At 67.0% G+C, this 19,596-nt stretch carries 21 protein-coding genes and 1 tRNA gene; 14 read left to right on the top strand and 8 right to left on the bottom strand.

Annotation, left to right across the window (positions count from 1 at the left end; genetic code table 11):
• Positions 1-2: 2 nt before the first annotated feature.
• From ACZ1J6_RS15770 to ACZ1J6_RS15795, 6 genes are all read left to right on the top strand, one after another.
• Positions 3-167, top strand: a complete 165-nt coding sequence (locus ACZ1J6_RS15770; RefSeq protein WP_165921371.1) for a hypothetical protein — start codon at positions 3-5, stop codon at positions 165-167.
• The gene (leuD, locus tag ACZ1J6_RS15775) at positions 167-766 is read left to right on the top strand and encodes a 3-isopropylmalate dehydratase small subunit (protein ID WP_465127477.1); all 600 of its coding nucleotides are present in this window, start codon (positions 167-169) and stop codon (positions 764-766) included. The genes ACZ1J6_RS15770 and leuD overlap by 1 nt, the downstream gene beginning before the upstream one ends.
• A 108-nt stretch (positions 767-874) precedes the next feature.
• Complete coding sequence (locus tag ACZ1J6_RS15780) at positions 875-1,192, top strand: DUF1476 domain-containing protein (protein WP_132265030.1); 318 nt, start codon at positions 875-877, stop codon at positions 1,190-1,192.
• Between the two features lie 82 nt (positions 1,193-1,274).
• Positions 1,275-1,508, top strand: coding sequence for a BolA/IbaG family iron-sulfur metabolism protein (locus tag ACZ1J6_RS15785; RefSeq protein ID WP_132265028.1), 234 nt, complete (start codon positions 1,275-1,277; stop codon positions 1,506-1,508).
• Positions 1,509-1,625: 117 nt separating this feature from the next.
• Complete coding sequence (gene grxD / locus ACZ1J6_RS15790; protein WP_132265026.1) at positions 1,626-1,955, top strand: Grx4 family monothiol glutaredoxin; 330 nt, start codon at positions 1,626-1,628, stop codon at positions 1,953-1,955.
• A gap of 384 nt (positions 1,956-2,339) precedes the next feature.
• Positions 2,340-3,134 (top strand): NUDIX hydrolase, encoded by a 795-nt coding sequence (locus ACZ1J6_RS15795; protein WP_465127478.1) that lies wholly within the window; start codon positions 2,340-2,342, stop codon positions 3,132-3,134.
• A 34-nt stretch (positions 3,135-3,168) separates the two neighbouring features.
• Here the strand turns inward: ACZ1J6_RS15795 and ACZ1J6_RS15800 are convergent, their stop codons facing one another.
• The 4 genes from ACZ1J6_RS15800 to ACZ1J6_RS15815 form a co-directional block, all read right to left on the bottom strand.
• On the bottom strand, positions 3,169-4,437 hold the full coding sequence (locus ACZ1J6_RS15800) for an MFS transporter (RefSeq protein WP_132265022.1): 1,269 nt from the start codon (positions 4,435-4,437) through the stop codon (positions 3,169-3,171).
• A 188-nt stretch (positions 4,438-4,625) separates the two neighbouring features.
• Positions 4,626-4,955 carry a PilZ domain-containing protein gene (locus tag ACZ1J6_RS15805; RefSeq protein ID WP_243841130.1) on the bottom strand — a complete coding sequence of 110 codons (330 nt, stop codon included), beginning with the start codon at positions 4,953-4,955 and terminating at the stop codon, positions 4,626-4,628.
• Between the two features lie 44 nt (positions 4,956-4,999).
• Complete coding sequence (locus ACZ1J6_RS15810) at positions 5,000-5,992, bottom strand: bile acid:sodium symporter family protein (RefSeq protein WP_465127479.1); 993 nt, start codon at positions 5,990-5,992, stop codon at positions 5,000-5,002.
• A 129-nt stretch (positions 5,993-6,121) separates the two neighbouring features.
• Positions 6,122-6,198: transfer RNA gene (locus ACZ1J6_RS15815), tRNA-Arg, on the bottom strand.
• 99 nt (positions 6,199-6,297) lie between these two features.
• On the opposite strand from ACZ1J6_RS15815, the gene ACZ1J6_RS15820 reads away from it, so the two are divergent.
• A complete protein-coding gene (locus ACZ1J6_RS15820) occupies positions 6,298-7,152 on the top strand; it encodes a queuosine precursor transporter (RefSeq protein ID WP_442046372.1) in 855 nt (284 codons plus the stop codon).
• 67 nt (positions 7,153-7,219) lie between these two features.
• The gene (gene recF / locus ACZ1J6_RS15825; RefSeq protein WP_134095213.1) at positions 7,220-8,323 is read left to right on the top strand and encodes a DNA replication/repair protein RecF; all 1,104 of its coding nucleotides are present in this window, start codon (positions 7,220-7,222) and stop codon (positions 8,321-8,323) included.
• A 57-nt stretch (positions 8,324-8,380) separates the two neighbouring features.
• Here recF and ACZ1J6_RS15830 read toward each other — a convergent pair whose 3' ends face one another.
• Positions 8,381-9,091, bottom strand: a complete 711-nt coding sequence (locus ACZ1J6_RS15830; RefSeq protein WP_208324896.1) for an arylesterase — start codon at positions 9,089-9,091, stop codon at positions 8,381-8,383.
• Positions 9,092-9,128: 37 nt separating this feature from the next.
• Here ACZ1J6_RS15830 and ACZ1J6_RS15835 point away from each other — a divergent pair, with 37 nt between their 5' ends.
• The gene (locus tag ACZ1J6_RS15835) at positions 9,129-9,866 is read left to right on the top strand and encodes an ABC transporter ATP-binding protein (protein WP_465128254.1); all 738 of its coding nucleotides are present in this window, start codon (positions 9,129-9,131) and stop codon (positions 9,864-9,866) included.
• Positions 9,859-12,399, top strand: a complete 2,541-nt coding sequence (locus ACZ1J6_RS15840) for an ABC transporter permease (protein WP_465127480.1) — start codon at positions 9,859-9,861, stop codon at positions 12,397-12,399. Before ACZ1J6_RS15835 ends, ACZ1J6_RS15840 begins: the two co-directional genes overlap by 8 nt.
• A 21-nt stretch (positions 12,400-12,420) precedes the next feature.
• Here ACZ1J6_RS15840 and ACZ1J6_RS15845 read toward each other — a convergent pair whose 3' ends face one another.
• Positions 12,421-12,885, bottom strand: coding sequence for a DUF805 domain-containing protein (locus ACZ1J6_RS15845; RefSeq protein ID WP_314464818.1), 465 nt, complete (start codon positions 12,883-12,885; stop codon positions 12,421-12,423).
• A 567-nt stretch (positions 12,886-13,452) separates the two neighbouring features.
• On the opposite strand from ACZ1J6_RS15845, the gene typA reads away from it, so the two are divergent.
• Positions 13,453-15,282 carry a translational GTPase TypA gene (gene typA / locus ACZ1J6_RS15850; RefSeq protein ID WP_132264974.1) on the top strand — a complete coding sequence of 610 codons (1,830 nt, stop codon included), beginning with the start codon at positions 13,453-13,455 and terminating at the stop codon, positions 15,280-15,282.
• A 142-nt stretch (positions 15,283-15,424) separates the two neighbouring features.
• Here the strand turns inward: typA and ACZ1J6_RS15855 are convergent, their stop codons facing one another.
• Positions 15,425-16,300: an outer membrane protein gene (locus tag ACZ1J6_RS15855; RefSeq protein ID WP_132264972.1), complete on the bottom strand. Its 876-nt coding sequence runs from the start codon at positions 16,298-16,300 to the stop codon at positions 15,425-15,427.
• Between the two features lie 276 nt (positions 16,301-16,576).
• On the opposite strand from ACZ1J6_RS15855, the gene ACZ1J6_RS15860 reads away from it, so the two are divergent.
• The 3 genes from ACZ1J6_RS15860 (at position 16,577) to ACZ1J6_RS15870 (ending at position 19,098) form a co-directional block, all read left to right on the top strand.
• Complete coding sequence (locus ACZ1J6_RS15860; RefSeq protein WP_132264970.1) at positions 16,577-16,960, top strand: hypothetical protein; 384 nt, start codon at positions 16,577-16,579, stop codon at positions 16,958-16,960.
• A gap of 258 nt (positions 16,961-17,218) precedes the next feature.
• Positions 17,219-17,734 (top strand): hypothetical protein, encoded by a 516-nt coding sequence (locus tag ACZ1J6_RS15865; protein WP_134095210.1) that lies wholly within the window; start codon positions 17,219-17,221, stop codon positions 17,732-17,734.
• Between the two features lie 212 nt (positions 17,735-17,946).
• Positions 17,947-19,098 carry a glycosyltransferase family 4 protein gene (locus ACZ1J6_RS15870; RefSeq protein ID WP_132264966.1) on the top strand — a complete coding sequence of 384 codons (1,152 nt, stop codon included), beginning with the start codon at positions 17,947-17,949 and terminating at the stop codon, positions 19,096-19,098.
• A 50-nt stretch (positions 19,099-19,148) separates the two neighbouring features.
• Here ACZ1J6_RS15870 and ACZ1J6_RS15875 read toward each other — a convergent pair whose 3' ends face one another.
• Positions 19,149-19,586 carry a hypothetical protein gene (locus ACZ1J6_RS15875; RefSeq protein ID WP_431567304.1) on the bottom strand — a complete coding sequence of 146 codons (438 nt, stop codon included), beginning with the start codon at positions 19,584-19,586 and terminating at the stop codon, positions 19,149-19,151.
• Between the last annotated feature and the right edge of the window lie 10 nt (positions 19,587-19,596).

Here is a 19,596-nt window from a genome sequence, read left to right on the forward strand (position 1 = left end):
ACATGTCCAACGATTCCGAAAACAACCTCGCCGGCCGCGCCGCTCTGGCAGCCGGTGCCGCCATCGGCTCGGCCGCGATCGCCGCGGCCCTGCTCTTCGTGAAGCGCCGCAAGGCCCGCGCGAACGAAAAGCCGCTGCACCCCGAACAGGCGCCCGAGACCGACTGATGCAGGCCATTTCCCACGTCGCCGGACGGGCCATCCCGTTCGGCCGCAAGAACGTCGACACCGACGTCATCATCCCGGCCCACTGGCTCAAGACCATCACCCGCGAAGGCCTTGGCAAGGGCGCGTTCGAGGCGGTGAAGAAGGAACCGGACAACGTCTTTGCGGACCCCGAGTTCGCAGGCGCGCCGATCCTGATCGTGGGCGACAACTTCGGTTGCGGCTCCAGCCGCGAACATGCCGCCTGGGCGCTGCTCGACATGGGCGTGACCTGCGTGATCGCGCCGAGCTTCTCGGACATCTTCTCGGGCAATGCCTTCAAGAACGGCATCCTCACCGTGGCGCTGCCGCAGGCGGCGATCGACCGGCTGATGGAAGTGGCGCAGACCGATCCGATCTACATCGACCTGGAAACCCAGACCGTAACCACGCGCTTCCAGGATCGCTACGGTTTCGAGATCGACCCGTTCCGCAAGCACTGCCTGCTGGGCGGGCTCGACGAAGTCGGCCTGACCATGGCGCAGGGCGATGCCATCTCGGCCCACGAGGCCAGGGCGCGCAGCGACCTGCCGTTCCTGGCGAAGACTCCGGCGAGCGCCTGAACCGGCTGTCGTCCCGGACCCGGTCCGGGACGACGCATCGCAAATCGCCATTGCCCCGACCCGCTTCGCGCCCTATCGGCAGGATAAGCCCTAGATCGAGGTTATCCGATGACGAGTTTCCAGGACCGCGAACGCGCCGAAGAGGCCAAGTTCGTGCATGACGCAGACACCCAGTTCCGCATCCAGGCGCGCCGCAACCGCCTGCTGGGCGAATGGGCCGCCGTGCGCATGGGGCTTTCTTCCGCCGAGACCGAGGCTTACGCCAAGGCCGTCGTCCAGGCCGACTTCGAGGAAGCCGGCGACGAGGACGTGATCCGCAAGCTGCTGGGCGATCTCATTGCTGCCGGTGTGGACGCGTCCGAAAACGAAATCCGCACTGCACTCGAAGCCAAGCAGGTCGAGGCGCGCCGCGCCTTCCTGGGCTGAACAGTCGTTTTCGGGCCGCGCCGGACATTCCGGTCCGGCCTGAAGATGCCCCGGCCAAGAGCCGAACGAAAGGAACCAGGCCATGGCCATGTCCGCCAGCGAAATCGAAGCCATGATCCGCACCGCCCTGCCCGACGCATCGGTCGAGATCACGGATCTTGCCGGTGACGGCGACCACTATGCCGCGCGCGTCACCAGCGCCGCTTTCGCGGGCAAGCCCCGCGTGGCCCAGCACAAGATGGTCTACGAAGCCCTGGGCGGCCGCATGGGCGGCGTGCTCCACGCCTTGCAACTCACCACCGCCGTCCCCAACTGAAGCCGGCATCGGAGCATTTTCAAGTCAGGTGAAATCACCCGACGGCCCGGAAAATGCGGCGAACAAAAGAAACGCAGAGCATGATACGTTCATGGTCTAGTCTGAAGGTTTATTGAAATGTCCGACGTCAACGCGCGCATCGACGAGATTGTAAAGAACAACGACATCGTCCTGTTCATGAAGGGCACCCCACTGTTCCCCCAGTGCGGCTTTTCCAGCCGCGCGATCGCCATCCTCGAACAGCTCGGCGCGCCTTACGAGAGCGTCGACGTGCTGCAGGACATGGACATCCGCCAGGGCATCAAGGCCTATTCGGAATGGCCGACAATCCCGCAGCTCTACGTAAAGGGCGAATTCGTCGGCGGCAGCGACATCATGATGGAAATGTACGAGGCTGGCGAACTGCACCAGCTTTTCATCGATACCGGCCTCGCCACCCAGGGCTGATCCCGGATCGATCGAATGCCAAGGCGCCCGGGGGCAACTCCGGGCGCTTTTTCGTGCGCGCCCTCCCTTCGCAGATGCAGATGCACCCAGCTTAGGGCGTGCAAACTTCGGAGGGGCGATTTCGGGGGGTGGAGGGCTCGGGGAGACGGGGCCGGGAGACATTCGGCCCCGTCTCGTTCGAGACTACTCGAGGGTACGTTATCCTATAAGCATGAGCCATGCCAAATGGCAAATCTCCCGGTTTTCCGCCAATGGCCATGCACCCGCGCCTTCCAGGAACCCTGCAAGTGTAAAGCCTCCCGACAGTCTGCGGCCGGATCGTCGCGCAAGGCCGGCATGACAATTCCGCTTGCCTCTCCGCCTAGGGCACGCAAACTCGCGGGCATGACTCTCTATGCTCCCAGCAATGATCCGATGCCGGCGGATGGCCCCAAAGTGGTGCCGGCAGCGACCCTGGTGATCTTCCGCAACGCGGCCGACGGCGGCCCACCGGAACTGCTGATGGTCCAGCGCGCCCGCGAAATGCGTTTCGCCGGAGGGGCCGCGGTGTTTCCCGGCGGCCGCGTCGACCCGGCCGACCGCGAACTGGCCGCCGCGCTCCTGCCCTCAGAACCCATCGAACTCGCCTCCGCGCGCATCGCCGCCATTCGCGAAACCCTGGAAGAGACCGGGTTGATGGTCGCCACGCACCGGCCCGTCAGTGCCGAGGAAGCCGCGCAGGGCCGTCTGCTCCTGCTGGAACGCGGCACGCTGGCGCCGGTGCTGGAACATTTCGGCTGGGACCTCGCCCCGGAACGCCTCGTTCTCTACGCGCACTGGTGCCCGCCTTGGGACAAGGGCTTCGACACGCGCTTCTTCGTCACCGACCTCGGCACCGGCGCGGTGGACGTCACGGTCGATGCCACGGAGAATACCCGCCTGTTCTGGACGAGCGCGGCGCAGGCGCTGGACATGACTGCGCGCGGCGAGATTGCGGTGATCTTTCCCACCCGCCGCAACCTGGAGCGCCTTGCCCGCTTTGCCAGTCACGCGGACGCGCTGGCCGATATCCGGCGCCATCCCGTGGAGCGCATCCACCCCCGGGTCGAAACGATCGAGGGCGAGGAATGGCTGATGATCCCCGACGGCCACGGCTATCCGGTGCGCGGGCAACTCAAAGCCGCTGCCGACCGCGGCTGATCCGCGATCGGCGAGAGGCCGGGTTCAGGCAGGCTCAGGCCAGCTCCGGCTCGGGTTCCAGCGAGGCGCGCGGGCCTTCGACTTTCGGGCCGGTCGCTCCGTAGAGCCCGAAAGCGACCGCGAGTGCGAAGAACACCACCATGCCCTTGATCGCGGCATCGTAGCTGCCGGTAAGTGTGAAGGCCTTGGCCGAACCGATCACCGCCGAAGCGATGAACGGCAGCCCGATCAGCGTGTTGAGCCCGAAGCCCCGGCTGTAGCTGGCCTGGCCGAAACTGTCTGACAAGCCGCGGCCCAGCGTCGGGATCGCGCCCACGCCGTGCATGCCGATCAGCGCCACCACCACCGCGGTCATCGCAAAAGGCGGGTGCAGCAGCAGGACCAGCCACAGCAGCGCGCAATCGAAGCCGATCAGCGCCAGAGAGCGACCGCCGCCCAGCTTGTCGGCAATCCAGCCGAACATCACCGATCCGGCGATCCCGGCCAGCGACATGATCGACTGGAGCTGTGCCGACTCGGCCCGGGTGAAGCCCCAGGATTCGCCCATGGGCACCAGCAGCGAACCCAGCATCACCGAACTCGTCATGCTGGCGATTCCCGCAAGACACAGCGCCCAGAAGCGCGGCCTGGCAAGAAGCTGCGCCACGCTGAGCGAGCCGTCCGACGTGCGCCGGCTGCCGGCCGCGGGCGCGGCGGTCTCCCCGCTGGGAGGATGGTCGATGGTCATCAGGCTGAGCGGGATCATGACCGCCGCGGCCACCAGTCCGATCGCGAGGTAGATGGTGGTGGGCGCCACGCCGTCGAGCGTCTCGTGGAGCAGCCAGGGCATGATCGCGATCACCACCGGCAAGTGCACCACGCCCAGCGCCAGTCCGCGATTGCGGTGAAACCAGCGCGTCACCAGGGTGGCCGGGCCCACCGATCCGGCCAGGCTCAGGGCGGGGCCAAAGAACAGGCCGTAAGCGACGAGGTAGAGCGCATAGCTCTGCGTGAAGGCCAGCAGCAGATAGCCGCCCACCGTCAGCAGGGCGCCCACCAGCAGGAGCAGCCGCAGCGAGACTTTCGCGATCAGCACGCCCACGAAAGGCGCGAGTATCGACGAGCCGACCAGGACCAGCGGAATCCCCGCCGCCGCCGCCTCTGCGCTGACGCCCAGGCGCTGCTCGACCGACGCCAGCAGGATGCCGAAGGACCCCATCACGGTGCCGATCACCAGATTATGCGAAACCCCCGCGATCACGCCCATTCGGACGGCCTTGGGGTGGTTGGGAATATCCGGCGTGTTGCCGGCTGCATGGGCCATGGTTCTCTCCCGGATGGCGAAGTGCCGGCTTTTCGCCGTGCATGTCTTTACCGGGAGGATACGTGGGTGCGGGACGCTGGCGAGGAGATTGGCCGCGCCGCCAGGAAATACCGCCCCGGCGAAAAGGTGATGGCCTGCCCGTTTGAAGGGAGACAGTCGGAAAAGGGCGGCGAGGGTAAAAGCGGCGGCTAGCCGACGGCGCGCCACTCCGGCGTGAAAGTGGCGTGCAGGCGCACCAGATGGTCCACCACCGGCCCGTGGAGCGGCCGGTCGAACTCGACGCCGGCGCAGTCTCCGCTGATCCAGCGGATGATGCCGGTCAGCCCTTCCAGCGCCTGCGGACGAATCACCACGCGCATGCCCACGCGGAAAAGCAGCCCCGTCGTCGCCACGCAGCAGCCCTCTGCCGTGATGTCCGAAATCTCGCCCTCGTCACGCAAGCCATTGGCGGTGCGGCATTGTGCTGCCAGCGAGATCGGCTGTCGTGTGGATCGGCGCTGCAGGAAGGGGCGGTTCATCATCCGGTTATGGCGCAAACCGGTTGATCAACCCTTAAATCGCCTCAGGCCGGAGCCTCGACGCCGCGCTTTTCTTCCTGCCCTTGCGCCGCCAGTCTCCGGGCGAGAACGGCGCAGACCATGAGCTGGATCTGGTGGAAGAACATCAGCGGCAGGATGATCGCGCCGACCTGGGCGGCCGGGAACAGCACGCCCGCGAGCGGAACGCCGGTGGCCAGGCTCTTCTTGGAGCCGCAAAACAGGATCACCACCCGGTCCTCGTGCGAAAAGCCCAGCATCCGGCCCAGCAGGTTGCCGATCACCATGATCGCGGCGAGCAGGGCCAGCGACAGCAGCGCGATCAGGGCCAGTTCGCCCAGCGTCACCTTCTGCCACAGCCCGTCGAGCACCGCGGCGCCGAAAGCGGTATAGACCACCAGCAGGATCGAGCCGCGATCGGTGTAGCCCAGCATCTTCTTGTACCGCTGCACGAAGCCGCCGATCCACGGCCGCAGCAAGTGTCCTGCCACGAAGGGAAGAAGGAGCTGCAGCGAGATCGAGACGATCGGGTCGGTGGAGAAACCTTGCGCCTTGCCGGTGATAAGCAGCGCCGTCAGCACCGGCGTGATGAAGATACCCGCCAGGTTCGAGAACGAGGCGCTGCACACGGCCGCCGCCACATTGCCGCCCGCAATGGCCGTGAAGGCGATCGAGGACTGCACGGTGGAGGGCAGCAGCGTCAGGAACAGCACGCCGGTCGCCAGGGAAGGCTCCAGGCCGGGAATGGCGCGGATGCCCAGACCCAGCAGCGGGAAGATCACGAACGTCAGGCTTGCCACGGTCAGGTGCAGCTTCCACGCCCGCGCGCCGTCGAGGATCGCTTCCCGCGAAAGCTTGGCGCCGTGCAGGAAGAACAGCAGCGCGATGGCCGCGTCGGCAACGCCGCCGGCAATGCCCGCCCAGATGCCGCGCGCCGGCAGTACCGAGGCCAGGCCGACGGTCGCAAGCAGCATGAGAAGATAGGGGTCGAGGTTCAGGCGGGCGAGAAGGCGGTTCATGCCGCCCTCTCTAGGGCGGCAGGCCGCGCGGCAAAAGCCCCCGGAGTGCGCCGTGGACGCACAAAAACTTGAGAACGCTCCCCTGGTACCGGCCTGACCCCGGCAAGGCATGCGTGAAGAGGGAGGAATTGGCGCGCCCGACAGGGTTCGAACCTGTGACCCCAAGCTTAGAAGGCTCGTGCTCTATCCAGCTGAGCTACGGGCGCGCGTCGCGCTCCCCATAGCGCGGTTCGCCGCAGAGGCAAACCGCGCTATGGACGCAACTTGTGCTTTGCCCCGTTGCGGCGGCAGGTTACGCACAGCCGATGAGCGAAGCAGACCTTTCCAGCCCAGCCTCTTCCAGCCCCGCATTTTCCGATGCGGGCCTCTCGCGTATCGACGGGATGGCCGGCGCCCGGCGTCATTTCCGCTATTTCGACTATATGCTGGTGGCTTTCGTGGTCATCCTGCTGCTCTCCAACCTGATCGGCGCAGCCAAGCAGGCGGAGGTCTCCTTCCCCGTCATCGGCCCGGTCACGTTCGGCGCGGGCGTGCTGTTCTTCCCGGTCTCCTACATCATCGGCGACGTGCTGACGGAGGTCTACGGCTATGCCAATGCCCGCCGCTGCATCTGGGCAGGCTTCTTCGCGCTGCTGTTCATGGTGGTGATGAGCGTGGTCGTGGTGGAAATTCCTGCCAGCCCGGATTGGGCGCTCGCCTCCGCCACCTACACCGTTGCCGGCAAGCAGGTGACCGCACCGAACCAGGCGGCCTACTACGCGATCTTCGGCCAGACCCCGCGCATCGTCTTCGCTTCCGTCTGCGCCTTCTGGGCCGGGGAGTTCGTGAACTCCTTCGTCCTGGCGCGCATGAAGATCATGACCCAGGGGAAGCATCTCTGGACCCGCACGATCGGCTCGACGATCTTCGGCGAAGGCGTGGACAGCGCGCTGTTCTACCCCCTCGCCTTCCTCGGCGTGGCCGGCTTCACCCCGCACTCGATCGCCTTGCTCGCGCTGACCCAGTGGCTGATCAAGACCGGCTGGGAAGTGGTGCTCACCCCGGTGACGTACCTGGTCGTCGGCTGGCTGAAGCGGCGCGAAGGCGTGGATGTGTTCGACAGCAACGTGGACTTCTCTCCTTTCGCCAAGACCCGCAGGGCGGCGGGACACGCCGAATAAAGGCTCCGAATAAACCGCGCCTCCCGCTTGGCATGACCGGCCCGCGCCGGTAGGCCCGCCGGCGACCATGCTCGATCGCATCCTCCTGTCCCGTTTCCGCAACCACCGCGAGACCGCGGTGGAAGGCACGGCGCAGTTCAACCTGCTGGTGGGGGAGAACGGCGCGGGCAAGACCAACGTGCTGGAGGCGATCTCGCTGCTTTCGCCTGGCCGCGGTCTTCGCCGTGCCGGGCTTGCCGACATGCCGGGGCAGGATTTCGACGGCGGCTTCGCGGTGAGCGCGGCCCTGCTCGTGGCGGACGAGGAGCCTGTGCAGCTGGGAACCGGCGTCCTGCCCGAGCGTCCCGGCCGCCGCCTGGTCCAGATCAATGGCGCCGAAGCCCCGGCCGTGCGCCTGGCGGAATGGATGTCGATCGGCTGGCTGACCCCGGCCATGGACCGGCTTTTCGTGGAAGGGGCCGGCGCCCGGCGGCGTTTCCTCGACCGGCTGGTGCTCGCCGTGCGGCCGGACCACGCCAGCCATGCCACCCGGCTGGAAAACGCGCTGCGCGAACGCAATCGCCTGCTCTCGGACGACATGCCGCCCGATCCGCGCTGGCTGGACGCAATCGAGCTGCAACTGGCGGAATCCGGATCGATGGTCGCCGCCGCCCGCGCCGAACTGGTCGAGCGACTGGAGCAGACCCTTGCCGCCCTGCCCGATTCGCCTTTCGCGCGTCCTTCGCTGGCCTATCAGCCGGGTGGACCGATCTCTTCCGAGGGCCTCGCCCGTGCCCTGCGCGAAGGCCGCGCCCGCGAACGCGCCGCGCAGCGCACTCTGACCGGCCCGCATCGCGACGAGATCCTGGTGACCATGGCCGGCAAAGGGCCGGGCAAGGGCCAGGCCGCCGCCGAATGCTCCACCGGCGAGCAGAAAGCGATGCTGATCGCGATTACGCTGGCCCATTCGCAGCTGCTGGAAACCGGGGCCGAACAGCGTCCCCGTCTGCTGCTGCTGGACGAAGTCGCCGCCCATCTCGATCCCGTGCGCCGCGAAGCCCTGTTCGACCGCCTGCGCGCGGGCTCGGCGCAAGTCTGGCTGACCGGTACCGAACTCGCCCCTTTCGACGCCATCGCCGGCGAGGCCGCCGTCTGGGAAGTGCGTTCGGGCGCGGTGCACCGGCTGGGATAGCCCCTGCTGGGATAGCCCCCCGCGGGAATAGCCCCGCCCCTTGCACTGCGGGTATCGTCAGCCGCCCTGCTTCGGCAAGGCATCCACCACGTCGTCCACCGTCGCGCTGACGATGGCATCGATGCCCAGCGCAGTGGGATGGACGTGGTCCTTCTGCATCAGGTCCGGCTTGTCGATCACCGGCTGGAGAAAGAACGGCACCAGCGTCGCCCCGTATTTCTGCGCGAGTTGCGGATAGATCGGGTTGAAGGTCGCGGCATAGTCCTTGCCCAGATTGGGCGCCGCCATCATGCCAAGCAGCACCACGCGGATATTGTCGCCCTTCAGGCGCTTCAGGATTTCCTCGAGGTTCCTGCGCGTCTCCGCCGGGGGCAGCGAGCGCAGCATGTCGTTGCCGCCCAGGCTGACGATGGCCAGTTCCGGCTTGGGAGACTGGCTTTCCAGCGTGAAGTTCAGCCGTTCCAGTCCCGCCGCGGTGGTATCGCCGGAGACCCCGGCATTGGCGATCTTCGCGTTGACGCCCCGCACGCGCAGCGCCTGTTCCAGCCGGTCCGGGTAGCTTTCGCCGTCGTCCAGGCCATAGCCTGCCAGCAGCGAATCCCCGAAGGCGAGGATCGGCCGCTCCGGGCCCATGGCCGGAATCGGCGGCGGCGCATCGACGGCGCTCTGCGTCCGGTCAGGCGCGGGCGGCGCGGCCTTGTCGCAGGCGCCGAGCAGGAATGGCAGCAAGAGCGAAGGGACGAGCAGGGCTTTCGCGTGAACGCGCAAGGCTTTCTCCTTGAACTACGGGGCTTTGCCCACCCATATGGGACCGGTGAGCAATCCTTCCCAGCCCCCCGCCCCCTCAATTCTTGCGCAGGACCTGCGCCTGACCCTTGGCAGCGGCGACAGCGCCGTCGAAATCCTGAAGGGCATCGACCTTTCCGTGCCCCAAGGACAGACCCTGGCGCTGCTTGGCCCGTCCGGTTCGGGCAAGTCTTCGCTGATGTCGGTGCTCTCCGGGCTGGAGCGTGCCAGCAGCGGTTCGCTGAGCGTGGCGGGGCAGGACTTTTCGGCCATGGACGAGGACGCCCTCGCCCGCGCCCGGCGCGGTCGGATTGGTGTCGTGCTCCAGGCCTTCCATCTCCTGCCGACGATGACGGCGCTTGAAAACGTGGCGACGCCGCTGGAACTCGCCGGGATGGACAATGCCCGCGAACGCGCCGAGGCGGAACTGGCCGCGGTCGGGCTGGGGCACCGCCTGTCACACTATCCGGCCCAGCTTTCCGGCGGCGAGCAGCAGCGCGTGGCCATTGCCCGCGCGCTGGCGCCGCGCCCTTCGCTCGTCTTCGCGGATGAGCCGACCGGCAATCTCGACGCTGCCACCGGCGCCACCATCGTCGACCTGCTCTTCGCCCGCCGCGCGGAAGCGGGCGCCACCCTGCTCATCATCACTCATGATGAAAGCCTTGCCGACCATTGCGAACGCGTGGTGACGCTGGCGGACGGCCGGATCGCCAGCGACCGGTTCCGGGCGCAAGGCGCGAGCGCTGGTCTTGCCTGACCCCGCCTCCGCGCCGACGCTGCCCTGGCGCACCGCCTGGACCCTCGCCCGCCGCGACCTTTCGGCGCGGTTCAAGGGCCTGCGGCTGCTGCTCGTCTGCCTGTTCCTGGGAGTTGGCGCGATCGCGGCGATCGGCACTCTCACCGGCTCGATCGAGCGCGAACTGACGACGCGCGGCCGCGAAGTGCTGGGCGGCGATATCGAGTTGAAGACCTGGCAGCGCAGCCTTTCGGACAAGGAACTGAATGCGCTTTCCCGCTACGGCCAGGTCTCGCCGGGCTTTCGCCTTCAGGCCATAGCCCGCAAGGGCGATCTCACGGCCCCGGTCGCGCTGAAGGCCGTCGACGCAAAATGGCCGCTCTATGGGCGGCTAGAACTCCAGGACGGCCGCAAGGTCGGCGCACCGCCTGCCGGATCGGTCTGGCTTTCGGAAGGAACCGCCGCGCGCCTGGGCGTAAGCCGGGGCGACAGCGTCTCGATCGGCGGCGTGGAGCAGCGGGTGGGCGGCGTGATCGCCAGCGACCCGGAGAAGCTTTCGGAAGGCTTCGCGCTGGGCGACACCGCGATCTCCGCGCTCGACCTGCCCTCGCGCGCCGGGCTAACCGACCCCGGCGCCATGTACCGCAGCGCCACGCGCGTCCGGTTCGCGGATGCGATGCGCGACCCGGACGCCGTGGTCGATGCACTGAAGAAGCGTTTCGGCGACGATGCCTTCGACACCCGCACCCGCAAGGCCGCTTCGCCCTCCACCCAGCGTTTCGTCAGCCGCATGGGCCAGTTCCTCGCGCTTGTCGGTCTGGCCGCGCTCGTCATCGCCGGGATCGGCATCGGCGGCGGCGTGTCATCCTATCTCGAAGCGCGGCGCGCCTCGATCGCCACCCTCAAGGTGCTGGGCGCGACGAGCCGCGACATTGCCCGCATCTACCTCCTGCAAGTCGGCGCGGCGGCGCTGGTCGGCAGCCTGGCCGGACTGCTGGCAGGCGTGCTGGTAACCCCGCTGCTGGCGCGCTCGCTCGGCGCGCTCCTGCCTGTCGACACGGGCTTCACCGTCTCTCCTGCGGCCCTGCTGACAGCGACAGGCTACGGCCTGCTGGTCGCGCTCGTCTTCGCCGCGCCGCCGCTGGCCCGTGCACGCAGCTTCCCCGCCATGGCGCTGATGCGCGCGCAAGTCTCGCCGCTCATGGCCCCGCGCCGGACCTGGTTGCTACCCGTCGGACTGGGACTCGCCGCCATCGTCGCCCTCGCCCTGCTCAATGCCGCGCAGCCGCTGGTGACGCTGGGCTTCCTCGGCGGCGCCGCGCTCATGCTCGGCCTGCTCGCACTGATCGGCCTGGGCATTCGCCGGGCCGCCGCGCACCTGCCCAGGCCGCGCGACCCGATGCTGCGCGCCGGCCTCGCCAACCTCTATCGCCCCGGCGCCCAGACCGGCGCCCTGGTGACGGCCCTCGGCTTCGGCCTCTCCGCTTTCGTGCTGATCGCCGCCGTCCAGACCAGCCTCGACGCCAATATCCGCAAGACCGTGCCCGCCCGCGCGCCAGACTTCTTCGTGCTCGACGTGCCCAAGGACAAAGCCGGAGCATTCCAGGACATCGTCGCGCAGCAGGTTCCCGGCGCGGTTGTGAAAATGGTTCCAAACTTGCGCGGCCGCATCCTCGCCTATGGCCCCCGGGACCACATGACGCGCGTGTCCGACCTGAAGGAGATCCCCGAGGACGCCTGGGCGCTGAAGGGCGAGCGGGGCCTGACCTATTCGGTCGGCGTGCCTGAAGGCAGCACCGTCACGTCCGGCCGGTGGTGGCCCGAGATCCACCGCGGCGAGCCGCTGGTGTCGCTCGACGAGAAATTCGCCCAGACCGTGGGGCTGAAGGTGGGTGACTATGTGACGGTGGGCGTGCTCGGTGTCGAGCGGACCGCGCGGGTGGCTGCACTGCGCCGGATCGACTGGGACACCCTGGGCTTCAATTTCGTGCTGGTCTTCTCGCCCAACACCCTGGCGGGGGCGCCGCACAACCTGGCCGCGACGATCGAAGTGCCGCCGGGCCATTCCACGCGCGGGCTGCTGCCACGGCTGGCCCGTGCGTTCCCGTCCAGCTCGGTGATCGAAACCGGCACCCTGCTGCGCGATGCGCGCGGACTGCTGGACCAGATGACCCTGGCCATCCTCGCGGCCGCTTCGGTGGCGGTGCTGGCCGGGCTGGCCGTGCTGTTCGGCGCCATCGCCGCGGCGCGCGCCAGCCGGACCTATGACAACGTGATCCTGCGCGTGCTGGGCGCGAGCCGGGGCCAGCTCCTGCTGCTCCAGCTTGCCGAATACGGCCTGATCGCCGCCGTGCTGGCCCTTGTGGCGCTGGCCGCGGGCAGCGCCATGGCCTGGGCGGTGATCGTCAAGCTCTTCGAGTTCGACTGGCTGCCGGACTGGCCGCGCATCCTGATGGTGCTGGGCACCGGCCTGGTCGTGATCCTGACTTTCGCCCTGGCCGGCTCGCTGCCGCTGTTGCGAGCGAAACCGGCACGGGCCCTGAGGGAGCTTTAGCGCCGGACGACCGGCGCCGCCTCAGGCGAAGACTTCGGCGCCGGTGGGATCGCGGGGATCCATGCCGAAACGGTTGGGACCGGCCGTGCCGGGCAGGCAGGTGATTACGAAAGAAGCGATGGTCGCGATCCAGCCCACAAAGGGAATCAGCCCCAGCACGATGAAGCCGAGATACCACCAGCCGCTCATGTCACGGTCGTGGAATCGGCGCACGGCAACGGCGATGCTCGGAATGAAGACCGCAAGGCTGTAGAGACCGGCCAGGCCGATCAGGACGAAAAATCCGGTGCCGAACAGCAACGAGGGATCGCCGCCCTGCTCGATCTGCTGGAAAGCGCCCAAGGACAGGCCGAGCCCCATCGAGATGCCGAAGATCACCGCGAAGACGATGAAGTTGAGCAAGGCGAAGCCCCAGTATTCGATGCGAAGCGAACGGCCCGAAAAGTCGGCATAACGCTTGAATGGCATGATCATGTATTCGAACATGTTTTCCCCCTCAGGTTCGACAGCGTGTTCAAGGACTTGCACTATAGACGCCCGCTTCGGGACGGCAAGCCGCGCATGGCAGGCCCTGCGAACAGCCGCTGCGGTCAAGGAACGCCAAAGGAAAAGGGGCGCTCGGGCAAGACCCGGCGCCCCTGGCTGAGTTTGCGTTCCCTTGCGTCTCCTCCCTGCCGCGCGGGTTCGCCTTGTCACGCTCCGGCTGTGTGCCGGTAACGCGCCGCCGCGCCCGTAGAGGCGCAGCTGGATTCTTTATCGTCGGTCTGGCGAAGCCGCCCTTGCTTGGGGAGCCTTCGGCATTCCTCTCCCGGCGGCGGTGCTCTTTTCGGTCACCGTCTCACCCTGATTACGAAGCCGACCCTAAAAGGATAAAGCGGGCAAAACAATCACTCATGCGGCTGATCCTCCGCTTCCCGTTCGATTGTGACACAGGCGCAACAATTGCGCAGGGCCGCTCCGCGCTTGCCGGATTTGCATAGATCGGCTAATGGCGCGCCAATTTTGCGGTGCAGCATGCGCCGCTGGCCAACTCCTCGAACCGATAGGCACTGCATGTCCGCCCCGCTTCCCTTGCGCAATATCGCGATTATCGCGCACGTCGACCACGGCAAGACCACTCTTGTCGACCAGCTCTTCCGCCAGTCCGGCACCTTCCGCGACAACCAGCGCATCGAAGAGCGCGCCATGGACTCGAACGACCTCGAAAAGGAGCGCGGGATCACGATTCTCGCGAAGCCGACTTCGATCGAGTGGAACGGCTACCGCATCAACATCGTCGACACCCCCGGCCACGCCGACTTCGGCGCCGAAGTCGAACGCATCCTCTCGATGGTCGACGGCGTCGTCCTGCTGGTGGACAGCTCTGAAGGCGCCATGCCGCAGACCAAGTTCGTCACCGGCAAGGCTCTGGGCCTCGGCCTGAAGCCGATCGTGGTCGTCAACAAGATCGACCGTCCCGACGGCCGTCACGCCGAAGTGCTGGACGAAGTGTTCGACCTCTTCGTCAGCCTCGACGCCAATGACGAGCAGCTCGACTTCCCGACCCTCTACGCTTCGGGCCGTAACGGCTACGCCGGCTACGATCCGGACGCCCGCGAAGGCGACCTGACGCCGCTGTTCGAAAAGATCGTCGAGCACGTTCCCGCGCCCGACCTCGACCAGGACGCGCCGTTCTCGTTCCTCGCCACCCTGCTCGACCGTGACAACTTCATGGGCCGCGTCCTCACCGGCCGCGTCCAGTCCGGCAAGCTGAAGGTCAACGACCCGATCCGCGCCATCGACATGGACGGCAAGGTCATCGAAGTCGGCCGCGCCACCAAGGTGCTGTCGTTCCGCGGCCTCGACCGCGTGCCCGTGGAAGAAGCCCGCGCCGGTGACATCATCGCGCTGGCCGGCCTCGAAAAGGCCACCGTGTCGAACACCATCGCCGATCCTTCGGTCACCGAGGCGATCCAGGCCCAGCCGATCGATCCGCCGACCCTGGCAATGCGCTTTGCCGTCAACGACTCGCCGCTCGCGGGCCGTGAAGGCGACAAGGTGACCAGCCGCATGATCCGCGACCGCCTGATGCGCGAAGCGGAAACCAACGTGGCCATCCGCGTCACCGAATCGGCCGACCGCGACAGCTTCGAAGTCGCCGGTCGCGGCGAACTTCAGCTGGGCGTCGTGATCGAAACGATGCGCCGCGAAGGCTTCGAGCTGGGCATCAGCCGCCCGCGCGTGCTGTTCGGCAAGGATGAAAACGGTGGCCGCACCGAACCGTACGAAACCGTCGTGATCGACGTGGACGACGAGTTCTCGGGCACCGTCGTGGAGAAGATGCAGCGCCGCAAGGCCGAGCTTACCGACATGCGTCCTTCGGGCGCCGGCAAGACCCGCATCACCTTCTCGGCCCCGTCGCGCGGCCTGATCGGCTACCACGGCGAGTTCCTTTCGGACACCCGCGGCACCGGCATCATGAACCGCCTGTTCGAGAAGTACGACAGCCACAAGGGTCCGATCGAAGGCCGCCAGAACGGCGTGCTGATCTCGAACGGCACCGGTGAAGCCGTCGGCTACGCGCTGAACAGCCTTGAAGATCGCGGCATCCTGTTCGTGAAGCCGCAGGAAAAGATCTACGAGGGCATGATCATCGGCGAAAACGCCAAGCCCGACGATCTCGAAGTGAACCCGATGAAGTCGAAGCAGCTGACGAACTTCCGTTCGACCGGCAAGGACGACGCCATTCGCCTCACCCCGCCCCGCGTGATGACGCTGGAGCAGGCGATCGCCTACATCGACGACGACGAAATGGTCGAAGTGACCCCGCAGTCGATCCGTCTGCGCAAGGCCTTCCTCGACCCGAACGAGCGCAAGAAGCAGAGCCGCAAGAAGGATTCCTGATCCCTCGGCGCTTCGGCGCCGCAGTTCAGGCTCTCTTGAGACGAACATGGAAAGGGCGGCAACCTCGCGGTTGCCGCCCTTTCTCTATGTGGGGCCTTGTGCCGGCCCTCTCCCAATCTCGGGCAATCTCAAGGATGCGCGGTCAGAACTGGAAGCCCACCGTCGCGCGCAGCGAGTGATACGAGAAGTCCTTGTTCGAACCCTTGATGTTGGTCGAACCCGAATCGATCAGGAACGGGTTGGTCGCCGGTGCGGTGCCGGGTCCGACTTCCACGTTGTACTTGTTGTCGTTGTAGCGGTTGTAGAGATACTCGAGGCCGAGGCTGACGTTGCGGGCCACCATGATCTCGCCGCCGCCGCCGGCCTGCCAGCCCCAGACCAGCTTGTTGTTGCGCTGGGGATCGAAGGAATTGGCGGTGTTGGTGGTGAGGAAGCTGTGGTCCAGCTTGGCCACGCCGCCGCCGCCGGTCACATAGAACAGCGCGCCGCCGCCCGGGGTATAGCCGGCACGGACGCGGGCCGAGAGGCCGTAGTCCAGCTTGCGCTGGATCGTGTAGCTGGCAGGCGTGGTGCTGTAGCCCGAGGTCGCGTCCTTGGCGTCGCTCTTCACGCCTTCGACGAGGCCGCCGAGCACGAAGTTGTTGCCCATGCGCTTGTCGTAGCCGAAGCGCACGCCGTATTCGGCGCCGTCCTTGTCGCTGCGGCAGCCACCGTCCGGCGTGGCGCCCAGGGCGCGGCCGTTGCAGAAGCCGGGGCTGAAGGCATTGGCGCCGGCTGCGGTGTTCACGGTGTTGTCGTAGCGGCCGTCTCCGTCCGTATCGAAGCGCAGGCTGTCGCCGCCATCGTTGCCGCGGGTGGACAGGCCGCCGAAGGCCTGAACATAGGGGCCGTCGAAGTGGCTGTCGCGGGCGGGGGTGTCGGTGGCGATGGGAGCATCGCTGTCCTGCGCCATGGCCGGGAAGGCCGCGACGGCGACCGCGAGGCCGATCGCCGACGAGAGGAGGCGGGCAGTGTTCATTTGGTAATTTCCCTGTCAAATTTCGTACTTGGCCCTCCCCGAAGTCCAAGCTGCCGTTTTTGTTTCCTTTTCTGCGATGAAGTGAGGAGCGCTTTCCGATGGGCCGAGCAGAAGGCGCCCGGGCGTTCCGATCGATTCATACAAAGTCGTACAAACCTGAACGGAATCTGCCGATGTCGCTTCGATGCGGTTCAGCCAGGCAGGCGTAGAAGAAACTCAACAAGGGACGAGACCCCGGCCCCACCGGAGCCCCTGCCCAGCAAGGAGTTTCGTACAATGACATTCTTCCGCAACGCCACGCTTGCCACTGCCCTCGCTGCCACCGCCTTCGCCACGGCAACGCCGGCCATGGCCCGCGACCACTATCGCCACAACGACAATACCGCCGCAGTCGCCATCGGCGCCGGCGTGATCGGCGTGGCCTTGGGCGCGATCATCGCTTCCAGCAGCAACAACGACCGCTATCGCAACGACGATCGCTACTACAACAGCGGCTACTCTTACGGTCCGGCCTATAGCAGCAACTGGCAGTACCGCGACGGCTGGTACTGGGACGGCAATGGCGGCCGCCACAGCCGCGACGACTACGACCGTTACCAGCGCGGCGACTATCGCCGCGGCTACGACCACGATCGCGGCGACTACCGCCGCGGCTACTGATCGCTGAAAGCCCCCGACGATCGGGGCCTCGCGGATAAACCCCTCTCCGCCCCGGGAAATCGGGAAACCGAGACGCCCGGCCACCCCTACGGCCGGGCGTCCTTGTTTCGGCGGCAGCATCATGGCGACGGCGCCGCGCGGCTCGTCGCATGTGACGTCAAGTTCACGCGAAGTTCACTGGCCAGGGCGAAATCTCGGGGTCCGACATGCCCGCCGATTCCGCCGTAACTTGGTTGGCCCGGATAGGAGTGCGATAAGATGAAACTGAACTGGAAGTCCCTGGGGCTGGCGACGGCTCTGGCCGCATCGGCCCTTACGGCATCCGCGCCTGCCATGGCGCGGGACTACTACGACCGGGGCGGTAACGATGCCGCCATCGCCATCGGTGCAGGCGTGATCGGCCTGGCGCTCGGCGCCGCGCTCGCAGACCGCGACGACGGCCGCTACTACGATCGCGGCTATTACGGCTCCCGCCGCTACGTCACCGTGCGTGACCGGCCCGGTTACTACTACTATTACCAGGGCGCGCCGAACCGCTACTACCGCGATCGCTACTACGACCGGTACTATGCGCCCTACTACCGCGAGCGCTGGGGCGGCCGCGACCGCTGGCGCGATGGCCGCCACGCGTGGCGCGACGACCGCCGTGGCTGGCGCGACGACCGCAACCGGTGGGACCGCGGCCGTGACGGCTGGCGCGGCGATCGCCGCCATGACGACTACCGCCGTGACGACCACCGGCGCGATGATCACCGCCGTGACTGGCGTCGCTAAGGGCTGACCCCGAAGACGGGACCATCCACCAGGGGATGCCGCCGGACTGCCGAACCGCAGTCCGGCGGCGTCCTGCCTTCGGCGCAGAAGACCGTTTATCGGCCGTCTGCGCTTATCCGGCGCGCCGAAGCAGCGGTTTTCCTCAGGAACGGCGCGGCATCTGTGAAGCCCACTCGCCAATCTCGGCGGGGAACGCTATGGGGCTGCCCACCATGGAAACCGCCGACCTGCGCATTGCCCTGTTTTCGGGCAACTACAACTATGTCCGAGACGGCGCCAACCAGGCGTTGAACCGCCTCGTCGGCTATCTGCTGCGCCAGGGCGCCCAGGTGCGCGTCTATGCGCCAGTGGTGAAGAAGCCCGCGTTCGAGCCGACCGGAGACCTGATCGGCATTCATTCGCTGCCGATCCCCAACCGCCCCGAATACCGCGTTCCGCTGGCCATCTCGTTCAAGGCGCGGCGCGACCTGAAGGCCTTCGCGCCGAATGTCGTCCACGTATCCTCGCCCGACCCCGTGGGCCATCAGGCCGTGTCCTGGGCGCGTGCGCGCAACCTGCCGGTACTCGCCTCGGTCCACACCCGGTTCGAAACCTACTTGCGCTATTACAACATGGCCTGGGGCGAACCGGTGGTGGAAGCGATGCTGCGCCGCTTCTATCGCCGCTGCGACGCCCTGGTCGCCCCTTCGGAATCGATGGCCCAGCTCCTGCGCGAACAGCGCATGAACTACGACGTCTCGATCTGGTCGCGCGGCGTCGACCGCGACATCTTCCATCCCGAACGCCGGGATCTGGCCTGGCGCCGCGCACAGGGAATCGCGGACCATGAAGTGGTCGTCGGCTTCCTGGGCCGCCTGGTCATGGAAAAGGGCCTCGACGTCTTCTCCGACACGCTGGACGACCTGCGCCGCCGCAATGTCGCTCACCGGGTCCTCGTCGTGGGCGAGGGTCCGGCGCGCGAATGGTTCCAGGCCCGCCTGCCGCAGGCGGCCTTCGTCGGCTTCCAGCAAGGCGAGGGCCTCGCCCGCGCGGTTGCGAGCATGGACGTGCTGTTCAACCCCTCCGTCACCGAGACGTTCGGCAATGTCACGCTGGAGGCCATGGCATGCCGCCTCCCGGTGGTGGCGGCCGCGGCCACCGGCAGCCAGAGCCTGGTCGACGACCATGTCTCGGGCAGGCTGATCCCGCCGGGCGCCATCCACCAGTTCGCCGAAGCGCTGAAAGCCTATATCGAAGACCCGGCCCTGCGCGCCAGCAACGGCCTGGCAGGCGAAAACCGGGCGCTCGATTTCAGCTGGGACCGCATCAACCAGGACGTGGCCGATACCTACTTGCGCCTCGTGCGCCAGCGCCTGCGCCGCTGAGCGCGTCCCCGGCCAGCCTCTTTCCGCTCAGCCTCTTTCCGCTCGCCCTATCAGCGCAGCACGCCGATCCGGCGCAGCCGGATCGCGTACCAGAGCAGGAACACCGCGATCGCCCAGATCGCCAGGGTAATGCCGATGCTGGCGGGGCTGGTCAGCATGGCGGGCGTCCGGGAGACGAAGGGATAGATCTGGTTCACCGCCAGCCCCAGCAGTGAAATCGTGAACGCCGCCACCGCCCAGCGCGAACGCAGGAGCAGCAGCAGCGATCCCGCCAGTCCGCCCCAGACCCCCAGCGCCCAGGTCGCCACGGTCCAGCTCGGCGCAGCGTCCAGCCAGTCGATCATCTCGGGGGAAAGCGGCGCCATCCATGCCGGATTGCGCGTCACCGTCATGGAAAAATCGGTGCAACCGAAGGCGTTCCACACCAGCGCCAGCACGCCGACGATCCACAGGTGGCGCGGGGCCCTGACGCGCAAGGTTCCGATCATCGCTGTGCCT

Source organism: Novosphingobium sp. BL-S-21 (assembly GCF_055521655.1).

Coding starts and splice junctions, on each gene's coding strand:
- ACZ1J6_RS15770 (WP_165921371.1), top strand. CDS start 3: ATGTCCAACGATTCCGAAAACAACCTCGCCGGCCGCGCCGCTCTGGCA.
- leuD (WP_465127477.1), top strand. CDS start 167: ATGCAGGCCATTTCCCACGTCGCCGGACGGGCCATCCCGTTCGGCCGC.
- ACZ1J6_RS15780 (WP_132265030.1), top strand. CDS start 875: ATGACGAGTTTCCAGGACCGCGAACGCGCCGAAGAGGCCAAGTTCGTG.
- ACZ1J6_RS15785 (WP_132265028.1), top strand. CDS start 1,275: ATGGCCATGTCCGCCAGCGAAATCGAAGCCATGATCCGCACCGCCCTG.
- grxD (WP_132265026.1), top strand. CDS start 1,626: ATGTCCGACGTCAACGCGCGCATCGACGAGATTGTAAAGAACAACGAC.
- ACZ1J6_RS15795 (WP_465127478.1), top strand. CDS start 2,340: ATGACTCTCTATGCTCCCAGCAATGATCCGATGCCGGCGGATGGCCCC.
- ACZ1J6_RS15800 (WP_132265022.1), bottom strand. CDS start 4,437: ATGGCCCATGCAGCCGGCAACACGCCGGATATTCCCAACCACCCCAAG.
- ACZ1J6_RS15805 (WP_243841130.1), bottom strand. CDS start 4,955: ATGAACCGCCCCTTCCTGCAGCGCCGATCCACACGACAGCCGATCTCG.
- ACZ1J6_RS15810 (WP_465127479.1), bottom strand. CDS start 5,992: ATGAACCGCCTTCTCGCCCGCCTGAACCTCGACCCCTATCTTCTCATG.
- ACZ1J6_RS15820 (WP_442046372.1), top strand. CDS start 6,298: ATGAGCGAAGCAGACCTTTCCAGCCCAGCCTCTTCCAGCCCCGCATTT.
- recF (WP_134095213.1), top strand. CDS start 7,220: ATGCTCGATCGCATCCTCCTGTCCCGTTTCCGCAACCACCGCGAGACC.
- ACZ1J6_RS15835 (WP_465128254.1), top strand. CDS start 9,129: ATGGGACCGGTGAGCAATCCTTCCCAGCCCCCCGCCCCCTCAATTCTT.
- ACZ1J6_RS15845 (WP_314464818.1), bottom strand. CDS start 12,885: ATGTTCGAATACATGATCATGCCATTCAAGCGTTATGCCGACTTTTCG.
- typA (WP_132264974.1), top strand. CDS start 13,453: ATGTCCGCCCCGCTTCCCTTGCGCAATATCGCGATTATCGCGCACGTC.
- ACZ1J6_RS15855 (WP_132264972.1), bottom strand. CDS start 16,300: ATGAACACTGCCCGCCTCCTCTCGTCGGCGATCGGCCTCGCGGTCGCC.
- ACZ1J6_RS15860 (WP_132264970.1), top strand. CDS start 16,577: ATGACATTCTTCCGCAACGCCACGCTTGCCACTGCCCTCGCTGCCACC.
- ACZ1J6_RS15865 (WP_134095210.1), top strand. CDS start 17,219: ATGAAACTGAACTGGAAGTCCCTGGGGCTGGCGACGGCTCTGGCCGCA.
- ACZ1J6_RS15870 (WP_132264966.1), top strand. CDS start 17,947: ATGGAAACCGCCGACCTGCGCATTGCCCTGTTTTCGGGCAACTACAAC.
- ACZ1J6_RS15875 (WP_431567304.1), bottom strand. CDS start 19,586: ATGATCGGAACCTTGCGCGTCAGGGCCCCGCGCCACCTGTGGATCGTC.